Origin of the sequence: Streptomyces sp. NPDC087300, from assembly GCF_044744425.1 — a bacterium.
Taxonomy (GTDB): domain Bacteria; phylum Actinomycetota; class Actinomycetes; order Streptomycetales; family Streptomycetaceae; genus Streptomyces.
Window position 1 is genome coordinate 149,312 of sequence record NZ_JBIUYI010000002.1, and the last position, 14,189, is coordinate 163,500.

Sequence of the window (14,189 nt, forward strand, 5' to 3'; positions counted from 1 at the left end):
CACGCGTTCACCGGCAAGAACACCGGCGCGGGCTCGACCCTGATGAGCAACATCGGCTCGGGCAACGCCGCGTGGTCGTACAACGCCTTCAGCAACCCCGGGCGCGGCATCAACACCTTCGCGCGCTTCACCTACAACGCGCAGGACACCTCCGACAGCCAGCTCGGCCACGGCTGGTCGGCGCAGGCCGCGGGCCCGATGCGGCTCGGTTCGACGCTCGACTTCCACCCGGACGCGGATCCCGGCGAGGCGTACGTCATCGACGGCGACGGCACGCAGCATCTCTTCCGCAAGCAGGGCGACGGGAGTTGGAAGCCGTCGGCGGGCTATCACTACCGGCTCACCGCCAAGCCGAACGTCACGTCGGTCTGCCGCACCGGCGACCCCGAGGTGCCGGACGCCTGGACCCTGACCCGCCCCGACGGCACCCGTTTCCTCGTCGGCTGCGACGGCTATCTGACGTCGATCGTCGACAAGAACGGCAACACGCAGACGTACGTCTACGAGCTGCGCGACTCGGGCAACCGCCGCGTCAAGTTCCTCACCGAGATCAAGGATCCGGCGGGGCGTTCCTCCCTGAAGCTCGACTACTACCGGGCGGGCGACGCGTCGTACGAGTACATCGACGACAAGGGCGCGAAGGCCACCGGCAAGGACCTGTGGAACCCGAAGATCTACGACCACGTGAAGTCCATGACGGACGTCTCGGGTCGCAAGGTCGCCTTCCGTTACACGGTGAAGGGCCTGCTCGGTCGCCTCACGGACGGTGAAGGGGCCGCACAGGCAAAGGAGTTCTCGTTCGGCTATGACGCCACGCAGGGCAACAAGAACACCAAGGACCAAGGTCACCGACCCCCGGGGCAACGCCACCGACGTCGAGTACGGCGACGGGCCCGAGTCCAGCTGGTCGACCAAGACGATCACGGACCGGCTGCGCGCCACGACGGGCTTCACGTACACGTCGGGGACCGACGGCGGCACCGAGACCAAGGTCACCGACGCCGAGAAGAACACGACGACGTACGCGACGGACAGCCAGGACCGCCCGGTCAAGGTCACCAACGCCAAGTCCGAGCAGACGCGGATGACGTGGGACGCCGAGCACAACGTCACCCTCCTCGAAGAGGAGAACGGTCCGAAGACGGCGAGGACGGCGTACTGCTTCGACGAGCGGACCGGCTACCCGCTCTGGGAGCGTTCGGCGGAGGAGAACAAGGAGGGCCTGCCCTCCGCCGCGGACTGCGCTCCCGGCAAGTCCCCGCCGCACTCCGTCCGTTACGAGTACAAGACGCGTGCGGACGGCTACGCGGCCGACCTGGTCAAGAAGACCTCCGCGGAGAACCGGGTCTGGCAGTTCGGCCATGACGCCAAGGGCAATCTGAAGACGGTGACCGACCCCAAGGGCGTCGCCTCGGCCACGGAGGGCGACTACACGACGAAGTACGAGTACGACGGTTACGGGCAGTTGACGCGGGCGACGGACGCCAACGGCAACCCGACCGCCTACAAGGACTTCGTCGCGGCGGGCTACCCGCGCACCACGACGGACGCCCTCGCGAAGAACACGACGACCGAGTACGACACGCGCGGCCAGGTCACCGAGGTCGTCGACGCCCTGGGCAAGAAGACGACCCAGACGTACGACGCGTTCGGCCGCCCGCTGGTGTCGAAGGCACCCAAGGACCAGACGGCGGGCGTGTACATCACGACCCCGGCGCCCGACTACGACGCCAACGACAACGTCACCACGTCGACGGCGCCCAACGGCGCGGTCTCCAAGGCGACGTACGACCACGCGGACCAGGTCCTGACGGCCACGGCGCCGAAGGACACGGCCACCTCGGGTGAGCGGAAGACGGCGTACACGTACGACAGTGTCGGCAACCTCAAGACGACGACGGAGCCCAAGGGCACGGCGACCCCCGCCGATCCCGACGACTACGTCACGACCAACAACTACGACGAGATCTACCAGCTCACGTCGGTGGTCAACGCCAAGAAGGACAAGGTCAGTTACGTCTACGACGGCGTGGGCAACGCGGTCCGAGTCATCGACCCCAAGAAGAACGCGACCGCGGACCCGGACGACTACACCACGAAGACCGACTACGACATGAACCACCGCGTCGTCGCCGTCACGGACGCGGCAGGGCGCACCGTCACCCAGTCGTACGACAAGGACTCCCTGGTCGTCTCGACGACCGACGCCGAGAAGAACACGACCGTCAACCACTACGACGAGCGCGGCAAGCTGGCCGTGGTGGACGTCCCGCACGAGGGGGCGACGCTCCGGACCACGAAGTTCGGGTACGACGAGGTCGGCAACCAGATCAAGGTCTTCACGCCGCGCGGCGTGAACACGGGGGCCGAGCCCGACGACTTCGTGGCGGAGACCACGTACGACGCCCTGAACCGACCCTCGCGGCAGATCCAGCCGTACGACCCGAAGGACCCGCGCTACAACAGGAAGGTCTGGACGGAGACGACGTACGACGCCGTGGGCCGGGTGGAGAAGGTGTCGGCGCCGCCCTCGGAGGGCGAGGTGACCCGCAACGACACGACGTACGGGTACTACGACAACGGCTGGGTCAAGACCTCGCAGGACGTGTGGGACATCCGCACCACCTACGACTACAACGACCTCGGCCAGCAGAACGCGCGCCAGCTGACGTCGGCGGGCGGCTCGACGAGCCGGACCATGCGCTGGGGCCACTACCCCGACGGCAAGCTCAAGTCCCGTGACGACGACGGCATTCCGGTCGGCGCCAGCGAACTGCTCGCCTCCGAGGCGCAGGCGCGTTCGGGCAAGGGTACGGACGCGTCCCCGCACGTCTGGAAGCTGAACGTCGCGAAGGCGGGCAGGTACACGGCGTACGCCTCGGACACCGGGGGGAAGTGGACCAAGCTCGGCACCGACACCTACAAGAAGGGTGAGAACGCCGAGCTGACGGCGGCGGCGGACACGGTCAAGCTGGTCCGCGACCACTCGGCCGACGCGGACACCGAGCGCAAGCGCTTCGCGTACGCGTACGACGTCAACGGCAACCTCACCTCGATCGACGACACCTCGACCGGCACGAAGGTCGACGCGTACACGATGTCGTACACGGGCCTTAACCAGGTCGAGAAGGTCGTCGAGGCGCTGGCGGGCCAGGAGAAGAAGGCCACGTCTTACACGTACGACGCGAACGGGCAGCCGGAGACGCTCAAGCACCCCGATCAGTTCACCAAGTACACGTACGACCTGCGGGAGTTGGTCAAGACGGTCTCGGTGGGCAAGTCGGCCACCGACGCCTCGCCGAAGGTCACCTCATACGACTACACCTACCGGGGCGAGCGGAAGACGGAGACCAAGGCCAACAAGAACACCGTCGCCTACGACTACTACCTGGACGGCGCCCTCAAGTCCCAGACCGAGAAGAAGCCGGACGCCGGCACGCTCGTCTCCTCGCACGCCTACGCCTACGACGCCAACGGCAACAAGGCGCAGGACGCCGCGAAGAAGATGAACGCCGACGACCACGCGAAGTACGTGTCGTCGACGACGAAGTACACCTACGACCCCGCCGACCGCCTCGCCACGTCCGTCCGCACCGGGGACGGCGCGGGCACCGAGACGTACGTTCACGACGACAACGCGAACGTCATCTCGCAGACGGTCAAGGGCAAGAAGACGACGTTCGGCTACGACCGGAACCGGCTGCTGAAGACGACGGTGGGCGGGGCCTCGGCGTCGTACACCTATGACGCCTTCGGCCGCCAGGACTCGGTGACGGCCGGTGGCAAGGTCATCGAACGCAGCTCCTACGACGGCTTCGACCGGGTCAAGCAGCACGAGAAGGCCGACGGGGCGGGCGGCGCCCTGAAGACGACGAAGTACGCCTACGACCCGCTGGACCGCACGTCCACCCGGACGGACGCGTCCGGCAAGTCGACGGACTACACCTACCTCGGCATGTCGGGCGAGGTCCTCGGCGAGGAGGTCGCGGGCAAGCTCACGAAGTCCTACCAGTACGGGCCCTGGGGCGAACGCCTCTCCCAGGTCAAGCACGCCGCCGACGGCTCCGCCGGGGAGTCCTCCTTCTACGGCTACAACAGCCATACGGACGTCGAGACTCTGACGGACAAGGACGGCAACACGAAGGCGACGTACGGGTATTCGGCGTACGGGTCGGATGATGCTGCTGACTTCACGGGCATCGACAAGCCGAGCGCGACCGATCCGACGAAGGAGTCGTACAACTCCTATCGGTTCAACTCCAAGCGCTGGGAAGCCGGTTCGAGCACCTATGACATGGGATTCCGTGACTACAGCCCAGGTCTGAACCGGTTCACCACCCGAGACATGTACAACGGGGCCCTGTCCGACATGGCGCTCGGGATCGACCCGCTCAATGGGAACCGGTACGCCTTCGCTGGAGGAAATCCCATCACCAATGTGGAGATCGACGGCCACATTTCGTGGGGTGATATCGGGGATGGCCTCAAGAAGGCCGGAAAGATCGTCGTGAAGGGCGGAGTCAAGCTGGCGGGGAAGCGCAACCCCGTCGGCACTGCGCTCACTGTCCTGGACGCGATCGGGGTCATCGACAATCCGTTGGACCGCGTGGTCGACGATGCCGCGGATGCGGTTGCTGACAGCATCTTCGGGGCGGATTCCGATGAAGGGAACTCGCGAGGACTCACCCGGAACAACGACAAACGCTGCGATGACGACCCCCGAGAACAGCGCTACAAGTACCAGGCGCTGGACGGGAACGGCAGGTCCCAGGGGGCCAATGCACTTATCTGCCCGAGCGACGTGAAACCGACCGGAGCGAGCCGGGATGACGGAGCATCCGTGGACGTTCACGGGTTTCCGGACGCGGCGGACAACATCGGCTCCGACGGAAAGCCGATCTACCACCGCTCCCACATTCTCGGTGACAAGTTCAACGGTGAATGGAGCAGTCGAAATCTCTTCACCGGTCATGGGCGGATGAACACGAGTGGGATGAAGCGCTGCGAGAACAAGATGGTGAAGCAGCTCAAGGGGGGCAGCTGGGTGGAGTATTCCGGCAAACTGAACTACTCGGACGAGGATGGAATTCCGGACAGTATTACGATGACGGCGCACACCAGCCAGGGTCTGTTGTTCAGGAAGACCATAGAGAACAAGCCGGGATGGCAGGAATCATGCTGATCATCGAGGAACTCGAGCGCACTGTGCCTTCGCTGACGCGGTGGCGGTCCACCGGCGGGCGAGACGTGGACTGGCGGCTCATCGAGAACGAGTTGGGCACCCCGCTGCCGACCGACTACCGGGCTCTCGCCGAGTCCTACCCCACGCTGCTGATCGATGACTTCATGGTCGTGACGCTGCCCGCTCCCGCGAGGGAACGCGACTTCGTCTCCGGTGTCCGCGAGACCGCGGAGACCCTCCAGGATCTGGCGGAGGTCGACGAGAGTCACGGTCATGTCCCCTTCCCGGAAGCGGGCGGGCTGCTCGGCTGGGGCTCCTCCCTCTCCGGGGATCAGTTCTACTGGCAGGTCAACTCATCGGAACCGGAATCCTGGCGGATCGTCGTCAGCGGCCGGAACGACGACTGGTGGACGTTCGACGGCGGCGTCGTCGAATTCCTGGTGTCGGCCCTGGGGAGGCGCATCGACCTTCCCGGACTGCCGGCGGCATTCCCGAGCGAGTCGCCTGAAGTGAGAGGCATCGAACCGCAGTGACACCTGGGCCGCCGCACCGCAGGACGTCCAGTGGTCTCCTGCGGTGCGGCGTTCCCCGACGCGTGAGCCTCATCAACAGTTGTACCGGCCAGGGTATTTGACCGCGTGAGAAGGGCCACGCCCGGGATCCGTCACGGAAGTGCCAGGTCTTCCGCTCGGTAGGGGGAGGGTGCGTCGCGCGCTCTCCCGATCACCGAGCCGAAGGGGTGGGAATCATGGACGGGGACGGAAGCGGCGGGGGAAGACAGGTGCCGATAGCCGCGGAGATGCGAGGGCGGGCGCGGGGGTTTGTCGCTCACGTGACCACACGGAATCGGCTGCCCCTCGATTTCTCCGTAGCCAGCCTCCGCGTGGTCGACTTCCTCATTGACGGGCTTCGCAAGGGCGGGCGTGAGCGGAGCGAGATCGCAGGGGCTCTGTTCGGGCTCGGGGCCTATGTCGGGGAAGTCCTCGTACGCCGCGCAGGAGCCGTCTGGGTCGACTTCGACGACGGGCAGCGGGAATTCTTCGGGCAGGCCGTGGGTGTCCGAATGCCGGACGGTCGGGTTTGGAACCCCTTGGGGAAGGTCGTCAATTGTCTTGAACGGGGCGGAACAGAAGGTTCCGAAGCCTCGTTGCAGACCTTCTATCTCACGCTGCCGGGACGTGTGCGGCACGCGGCGTGAATTGGCCGCCGTTGAATTATTGAGTCTTCTTTTGTTTTGGGTGACTGCGGCAGAGTGAGCCGCGGAGCGGGAACCGCGGGCGCGGGCAGGGCACGGGCACGGTGGGCGGTGTCAGCGGGGTTAAGAGGAGAGCGTGGGGCAGGGTGGGGTACATCGCCGTTCGGCGGCTCATGACGAGGAGTTGACGCGGGCGCTGGAGGATGCGGGTGCGGGGGACGAGGCCGCTTTCGCTCTTGTCTACCGGAGCGTCCATCCGGGGCTCCTGCGGTATCTGCGCGGACTCGTGCGTGCGGACGCGGAGGACGTGGCGTCCGAGACGTGGCTCCAGATCGTCCGTGACCTGGACGGATTCCGGGGCGGAGGACCGGAGTTCCGCCGCTGGACCGCGACCGTCGCGCGCCATCGTGCCATCGACCATCTGCGCCGGCAGAAGAGCAGACCGCGCCCTTCCCTCCTCTCCCAGGACGCCCTCGACCTGCCCGGCGCGGAGGACACCGCGGGTCAGGTCCTGGAGTCGATCGCCACCGCCCGCGTACTGCGACTCGTGGCCCAACTCCCGCCGGACCAGGGCGAGGCGGTCCTGCTGCGCGTCGTGGTGGGTCTGGACGCCCCCGCGGCCGGTCGTGTCCTCGGCAAGCGCCCCGCGGCGGTGCGGGCGGCGGCGTTCCGTGGACTGCGCCGCCTGGCAGGGGAGTTGGACCCCGAGGTCCCGTCGCGACGGCGCGCCGCCGGGGGCGAGTACGCGGTGCGCAGGGAGAGACGGGCGGCCTGCTGAGAGCGTTTCCGGCCTGATCTCACCGGCTGAGTGAATCTCTCCCCAGAGATGGGGCCTCTTCGTTAGCCTGACGAGCCATCATTCGGCGATCTGGCCGCTCACGGCCGCGGAGAGGGCCCGTGCCTGACGAACTCGGATTCGATGAGCTGCTGGACGACGGCGGCCTGGTCGCCCGGTTGCTCGGCAGGACCGCGGCGGGGCGCAAGAGGGAACTGCTCTACGGGGACGATCTGCCCGTGGTGGTCCTCGTCGGCGGGCCCGGCACGGGCAAGGGGCGGCTGCTGCGGTGCGTGCGCGGGCGGTTCGGGCCGCGCGTGCCCACCGCGTACGTCGACTGCGCGCTGACCGACTGCCGGGAACAGGCCGAGGAACGGCCGGGGAGCCGGTCGGAGGTCACCGAGGTGCTGCGCAAGATCGCCTCGCAGTACGGCGACTGGGGCGGCGACGGCGGCGGGATCGCCGTGCCGCGGCTGTACGCGGGGCTCGCGGCCGTGGCCGCCAGCGACCGGCTCGCCGGGGCCGCGCCCCTGGTGGACGAGGTGGGCAGGCTCGAAGGGATCCTGCCGCCCGGCTCCTTCTGGCGGGGCGTGCTGAAGGGGACGGCCAAGAACTATCTGGGGTATCTGACGGGGCTCGTCACCAGCGCGCTGGTCGGCCCCTTCCTCAACGCGCTGCTCGACGGACTCTTCGCCCGCGCCTCCGCCGAGGGCAGGGCCGCACTCGCCGACTGCTACGGCGAGTACCCCGGCGCGGGCGGCCAGCCGCTCGCCGGGCTGCGGGCGCTGGGCGACGACTTCCAGCAGGGCGGCGAGGCGCGGCGGATCGCGGAGGGGTTCCTCTTCCGCGCGCTGCGCCAGGACGTCGACGCGGCCTACCGCTCCGTACGCGGGCGCATGTCGCGGGTGGGGCGGCCCGCGCTGCTCCTCGACCACGCGGACGGCGCGCTCGGCAGGCGCCTGCTGAAGCCCGCCCTGGAGGACAGGGAGCGAGGGCACCACGACCGCCTGGTGATCTTCGCGACCGCCCGGCGCGAGGACGGCGGCCGCTATCTGCACCGGGCGGGCGGCACCGACGCGTCCATGGCGACCTGGCGGCCGTTCATGGGGACGCTGCCCGAGTGGCGGCGCCCGCCGGACGGCGTGCCCGACCACGCGCCGCTGTGGCGCGGCGTACTGCGCGTCCGGATGCCCGTGCTCACGCGCGACCAGCAGAAGGACGAACTCAGCAGGCTCAGGGGCGGCCGCGAGCAGCCCGACAACGCCGTACGGCTGCGCGTGCACAGCGGGGTGCACCGGCTGAGCGGCGGCCGCCCGCTGTTCGTGACGCGGCTCGGCGAGGCGATCGCGGCGGCGTCCTTCCCCACGCCCGAGGAGTGCACCGACTGGGCGATCCTGGGCGCCCGGGTGCCCGCGGGCGAGGACGAGCAGGGGCGGCCCGTCGCCGACCGGCCGGTGGCCGACGTGCTCGTCGACGAACTCGTGGGCCGCGAGCGTCCCGAGGAACTGCCGCCGGAACACCGGGGCCACTGGCTCGACCTGCTCACCCACCTGTCGGTGGCGCACGACGTGGAGTGCGCCCAGACGCTGGTGCGCGCCGTGCAGGAGGGCCGCACCGAGCGCCTCAACGCCTACCGCATAGCCGAACTCCTGGAGGACACCGGCTGGCCCCGCTGCCCCCGGCACTTCATCGGCGACCTCGGCCTGCGCCGGCTGCTCACCCGGCGGCTGCACCGGCTGCGCGGCCTGGCACGCCGACCACGCGCTGTTGCAGGGCCACTATCGCGACCTGGGCGACCGGCACCCCGACGCGCTGTTCGTCACCGCGGGCGCGCACCGCATGCACCACCTCCTCGCCTCCGACGGCGCGGACCTCGTCACGCGCTATCTGGCGGACACGTTCCTGACCCGCCCCGCCGCCGAGTGGTGCGAGGAACTCCTCGCCGTCGCGGACGCCGCACTGATCGGCGCCGACGACGAGCGCTACGCGCGTGCACTCGGCGAGACACAGGTGCGCGGCGACACCCTGCGGCGCCGCGTCGACCGGCTGCTGCACGCGGTGTGGCTCACCGAGGACCGGACGCAGCCGCTGGACGAGACCGTGCCGACGGTGCTGCGCGGGCCGCTGCGCGAGCTCAGCGAGGAACTGTCGAAGATCGCCGACGAGGCGGTCCGCGACCAGGGCCCCGAGGGCGCCGACGTGGCACGGGCCGCGGACGGGGCCGCGCTGCTGATCCGCGTGGCCCGCGACTGGGGCGACCGTGCCGAGGACAAACAGCCGCTCCAGCGGTGCGTGTGCACGGAGCACATCGGGTTCGGCTGACCGGCACGACAAGGCTTCACGAAGGCGTCACGGCAGAGGGAGGGCAGCGTTGAGGCAGTTCGGGAACTGGCTGTACAACACGTTCTGGGCCAACTGGATGCGCAGGGTCCTCACGCTGTGCGGCCTCCTGGCCGCGGGCGTACTCCTGTGGGTGTTCCTGCCGCCCTTCGGCGCACCCGAGAGCTGCGCGTCCGGCGTCGAGAAGCACGGCGGCGAGTGCATCGGCGTCAACGGCTCCGGCTACGACTTCGGTACGCGGGAGATCGCCGACGTCACCCGGGCGATCGCGAAGGAGAACAAGGACTTCGTCGGGGACAAGCCGCATGTCACCGTGGCCCTGATGCTGCCGTTGCAACCCGACATCGCGGCGGAGCGGGTGCAGTTGCGCAGTGAGATCCAGGGGGCGTATCTGGCGCAGTACCGGTCCAACCGCAACGAGAGCACCCCGCTGATGCGCCTCGTGCTCGCCAACCCGGGCGACGCGTACGCCGAACAGGCCCGCGTGGTCGACCAGTTGGCGGACATGTCGGCCGACAAGGACGACAACCTCCGCGCCGTCACGGGATTCAACCTCAGCCTGGACGCCACGGAGAAGGCCATGGCGCGCCTGAGCGAGCTGCACATCCCGGTCCTCGCCAGCCGCGTCAGCGCCGACGAGCTCGCCAACCCGGAGAAGGGCGGCGGCAAGGAACCGTTCCCCGGCCTCGCCCGCATCATCCCGACCAACCGCCAGCAGGCCGACGCGCTGGCCAGCTTCCACGGCAGGCTGCGGGACGAGCAGACCGTGCTGGTCAGGGACGAGCGGCCGCACGACATCTACAACAACTCGCTGGCCAAGGCGTTCAGCCGCAAGGAACCGGGCCCGCCGGGACCCAAGGACCAGACGTTCGAGTCCCCCTCGATCACGGATCCGGGGGACACGGGCAACGACTTCACCCTCATCGCCCAGAACATCTGCCAGTCCTCGGCGCGCTACGTCTACTTCGCGGGCCGCCCGGTGCACCTGCGGCTCTTCGCCCTGAAGCTCGCCGAGGCGCAGTGCGAGGGGAAGAAGTACACGATCGTCAGCGGCTCGGGATCGGCCACGCTCAACCGCTACATGAAGGACGACGACTGGGCGAAGCTGCGCGGCGGCGACGGCAAGGAGCCCGCCATCACCGTGCAGTACGCGGCTCCCGCACATCCCGACGCGTGGGACACGGAACTCCGTGGCAAGGACGGCGCGAAGGAGCGCCCCGCCTACTTCACCGAGCCCCAGAAGGAGGTGCGGGAGCTGCGCCTGCTGATCGGCAGGGGGAGCGCGGGCGACATCGGGGACGTCCGCCTGGAGGACTCCCGCACCATGCTGGTGCACGACGGCGTACGGACCATCGCCAAGGCGGTGCTGCTCGCCAACGCCAAGACCGAGGGCTCGGTACCGCCGCTGAAGCGCGTCTCCGCCATGTGGCAGCGCCTGGAGGCGGCCAACCGGGTGGCGGGGACCAGCGGCTGGATCTGTCTGACCAACGCGGGCAACGCCTACGACAAGCCGGTGGCGGTGGTCGAGCTGAACCCGACCACGAAGAAGCTGGAGTTCGTGGGCATCGGCTGGCCCAAGGGCAAGCCGCAGCCGGACGACTGCCGGGTGCCCAGCGACACGGACTGAGCGGGCCGCGAGGAGCGCCGTGCCGTACGGGGTGCGGCACGGCGCTCCGGTGCGGTCCGGTCCGCTACGGCGTCAGCGCCTGCCCCAGCCGCGCCCCCGCAGGCGTGCCGAGCGCCGTACGTCCGTAGTAGACGCCGCTCGAACCGGGCACGCCCGAACTTCCGCTGTCCAGCTGGAGGATCGTGCCGTCGCCCGCGTCCTCGCCCTCCACGCCGACGGCGAGATCCGCGCGGCCGGAGCCGTCGAAGTCGGCCAGGGTCACCGCGGAGCCGAGGCGGTCGCCCGTCTCGGTGGCGCCGGGGACGCCGGGCTCGTCCTGCGAGAAGGCCTTCGCGCCCGTGCCGGTGAGGCCGGACGACGAGCCATTCAGGAGGAGGGAAGTGCCCGCGTCCGCGCGGCCGGTGGAGCGGGTGATGTCCTCGCCTGGTGCGCCCGCGAGGACGTCCGCGTAGCCGTCCGCGTTGTAGTCGCCCGCCGCGACCGACCAGCCCATCGCGTCGCCCGCCTCCGCGGCGCCCGGAACTCCGGACGTGGCCTGGTGGACGGTCTTGACGCCGGTCGTCGTGAGGCCGGTCGGGGAGCCCGGGACCACCGTCACCTGGCCGCCCGCGTGCGCGCCGGACTCGGCGGTGTACGGCTGGCCGATGACCAGGTCGTCGTAGCCGTTGCCGTTCACGTCGCCCACGGCGACCGAGCGGCCGCCGGGCACGGCGAGCGTGCCGACCCGGCTCAGGCCCGAGCGGCCGCCCCTGAACCAGGCGGCCCTGCCCTTGCCCGCCTGGTCGCGGTAGGTGAGCGCCACGTCCGCGTAGCCGTCGCGGTTGAAGTCGCCGGACGCCGCGTCGGGGTACGCGATGGCCGTGTCGCCCGAGGTGAGGCTGCCGCCCGACTCGTGCTCGGGGCCGACGCGCGCGGCCCACGAGCCGCCCGTGCCGGTCGACGCGGCGAAGACGTCCGCCTTGCCGTCGGCGTTGAAGTCGCCGGCGGCGACCGCGGAGCCGAACCTGGCACCCTTGTAGTGGAAGTCGTCCGCCAGCTGCATGTCCGTGCCGGAGGTGAACTCCGGGCCGTAGAGCATGGTGACCGCGCCGCGGTCGGTGTTGCCCGAGGAGTCGTCCTCGCCGGGGGCGCCGATGACGAGGTCGGCGTGGCCGTCGCCGTTCAGGTCGCCCCACGCGGTCGCCGCGCCCCAGTCGTCGCCGGCCTCCGAGGCGCCCGGCACGCCCTCGCTCGCCTGCGTGAGGGAGATCTTCGACGCGGCCACCGGCCCGTCGGGGCCGCCGGGCACGACGGTGACGCGGCCGCGGTTCGACGAGGCCTTCGGGGTGGCCGCGACCAGGTCGGTGCTGCCGTCGCGGGCGAAGTCCCCGGTGGGGATCGCGGGGTTGCTGCCCGCGCCGGCCGCGTAGCGGCGTATCTCGCCGAGCGGCCGGGTGACCGTGGAGGATGGCGGGGTCGGCCGGGTCGGGGTGGGGTCGGGGGCGGTGCCCGTCCGCTCGGCCGTCGCGTCGGTGCCCCCGTCGAGTGCCGGGTCGCGCGCCTCCTTCGACGTCACGCCCGGGTCGACGAGGCTGACCTCAAGTCCCTTGGGTGGCAAGGTATGTGACGTATCGTCCGCCGCGACGACCCGTACCTCCACGCCGTCCGAGGGCCCGACCCGGGGCGGCCGCAGCGCGGTGCCGTCGGACGTGAGCGCGAGAGCGTGCACGCTCACCGGCCGCTCGGCGCGCGGATCGACGTCAGGGCGGCCCGCCGGGCCGGGATCGGCCACCGTGTACGACGCCGTGCCCGCGCCCCCGAGCACGACGGCGCCGATCGTCAGCCATGCCCTGCGCCGGAGGCCCAGAGGTCTGTACGCAGGTATGGAACGTGCTCTTTCCCGTGGATTGCGCGGGCCCAATTGCCCCACCCCTCAGCGGATTTCCGGTGAACCAAACGAGTCCGTACGACTGACCTAGGGGAGAAAGGGTTGTAGCCGCGCGGGCGATTTGTGACGTGATGTATCCCGCACGCCGCAGGTGTGACAGCGGGGCGGACGAGTGCGCTGGGTCATGTGAGAGTTGTGCCGGGCGGACGTCCCGGCGGCTGACGGGGTGGGGAAGAGAAGTGCGGGAACGGGTGGGGAGTCACGTGGACGTACGCAGGGCGGCAGCGGGCGGACGATGGACGCGGGTGGCCGCGCTGTCGCTCGCGGCGGCCGCGACGGCGGGCGCGCTGACGTCCTGCGGTGTGGAGGACCGCGGCGCGAGCTACTCGGGCGGCAAGCTGGAGAAGGTCGTGCCCGAGGACGAGCGGCGCGGCAGGGACCTCTCGGTCCGCGCCATGGGGCTCATCAAGGGTGCGGAGTCGATGCGCGTCGGCGTCGAGATGGCCGCGCCCAAGGGCCGCCAGAAGATCTCGCTGCACATGGACCGCGACGGCAACTGCACCGGCACCTTCGACGGGGGCCCGATGCGGAGCGGCGAGCTCATCGTGATCGAGGGCGAGGCGACGTACGTGCGGCTGAGCGACGAGTCCCTCGACGAGATGACGAAGGTGGCGCGGCTGCGGGGCCCGGAGGGCGCGGCGCGGGCCCAGGAGCGGGTGGCGCTCGCCCGGGGCAAGTACCTGAAGGTCGCGGCGGGCAAGTCCTTCGGCGGCTCGTCGGCGCCGGTGGACAGCTGCGACCTGGACACGTTCCTCAGCGCGATGCCGGGCGCCCCGTCACCGGACAACGTCGTCAAGGCCCTTCCGCGGACCAGGCGTTACGGCCAGGACGTCATCCCGCTCGTCGAGCACGAGGGCGGCGAGGGAGGGGACGAGACGTCGGTCTACGTGGCCGCGCACGGCAAGCCGTACGTCCTCGGCCTGGAGACCCAGGAGGACGGCGGGACCATGAAGATGCGGCTGTCCGACTACGACGAGCCGGTCGGGGCGGTGGCGCCGGACCCCGCGCGCACGCTCGACATCGCGAAGCTGGGCGGCGGCAGCGGCGGAGGCTCGCTCTTCGAAGTGTGACGCCGCGGTCCCACGGGGGTGTGTAAGGCGCCCGCGCCGGGGGACCCGCGCACCTGACCGTGCGGCCCGCGCA

Annotated in this window: 9 protein-coding genes; 7 read left to right on the forward strand and 2 right to left on the reverse strand. The window is 70.0% G+C overall.

What is annotated here, in order from left to right; translation table 11 throughout:
* The first annotated feature begins 805 nt into the window (after positions 1–805).
* The 4 genes from ACIO9J_RS06265 (at position 806) to ACIO9J_RS06280 (ending at position 7,155) form a co-directional block, all read left to right on the forward strand.
* Positions 806–5,182: a DNA/RNA non-specific endonuclease gene (locus ACIO9J_RS06265; RefSeq protein WP_401993405.1), complete on the forward strand. Its 4,377-nt coding sequence runs from the start codon at positions 806–808 to the stop codon at positions 5,180–5,182.
* Positions 5,164–5,715: a hypothetical protein gene (locus ACIO9J_RS06270; RefSeq protein ID WP_401993408.1), complete on the forward strand. Its 552-nt coding sequence runs from the start codon at positions 5,164–5,166 to the stop codon at positions 5,713–5,715. Before ACIO9J_RS06265 ends, ACIO9J_RS06270 begins: the two co-directional genes overlap by 19 nt.
* Before the next feature lie 266 nt (positions 5,716–5,981).
* Positions 5,982–6,380, forward strand: a complete 399-nt coding sequence (locus ACIO9J_RS06275; protein WP_401995845.1) for a hypothetical protein — start codon at positions 5,982–5,984, stop codon at positions 6,378–6,380.
* Between the two features lie 133 nt (positions 6,381–6,513).
* A complete protein-coding gene (locus ACIO9J_RS06280; RefSeq protein ID WP_401993418.1) occupies positions 6,514–7,155 on the forward strand; it encodes an RNA polymerase sigma factor in 642 nt (213 codons plus the stop codon).
* 98 nt (positions 7,156–7,253) lie between these two features.
* Here the strand turns inward: ACIO9J_RS06280 and ACIO9J_RS06285 are convergent, their stop codons facing one another.
* Entirely contained in the window at positions 7,254–8,885 is a 1,632-nt protein-coding gene (locus ACIO9J_RS06285; RefSeq protein ID WP_401993421.1) for a hypothetical protein, read from the reverse strand.
* Between the two features lie 34 nt (positions 8,886–8,919).
* Between ACIO9J_RS06285 and ACIO9J_RS06290 the strand changes: the two genes are divergently transcribed.
* Together ACIO9J_RS06290 and ACIO9J_RS06295 are read left to right on the forward strand one after the other, a co-directional pair.
* On the forward strand, positions 8,920–9,474 hold the full coding sequence (locus tag ACIO9J_RS06290) for a hypothetical protein (RefSeq protein WP_401993424.1): 555 nt from the start codon (positions 8,920–8,922) through the stop codon (positions 9,472–9,474).
* Between the two features lie 49 nt (positions 9,475–9,523).
* Positions 9,524–11,119, forward strand: coding sequence for an amino acid ABC transporter substrate-binding protein (locus ACIO9J_RS06295; RefSeq protein WP_401993426.1), 1,596 nt, complete (start codon positions 9,524–9,526; stop codon positions 11,117–11,119).
* A gap of 64 nt (positions 11,120–11,183) precedes the next feature.
* Here ACIO9J_RS06295 and ACIO9J_RS06300 read toward each other — a convergent pair whose 3' ends face one another.
* Entirely contained in the window at positions 11,184–12,923 is a 1,740-nt protein-coding gene (locus tag ACIO9J_RS06300) for an FG-GAP-like repeat-containing protein (protein WP_401993429.1), read from the reverse strand.
* A 326-nt stretch (positions 12,924–13,249) separates the two neighbouring features.
* On the opposite strand from ACIO9J_RS06300, the gene ACIO9J_RS06305 reads away from it, so the two are divergent.
* Positions 13,250–14,116 (forward strand): hypothetical protein, encoded by an 867-nt coding sequence (locus ACIO9J_RS06305; RefSeq protein WP_401993432.1) that lies wholly within the window; start codon positions 13,250–13,252, stop codon positions 14,114–14,116.
* Positions 14,117–14,189: the final 73 nt, after the last annotated feature.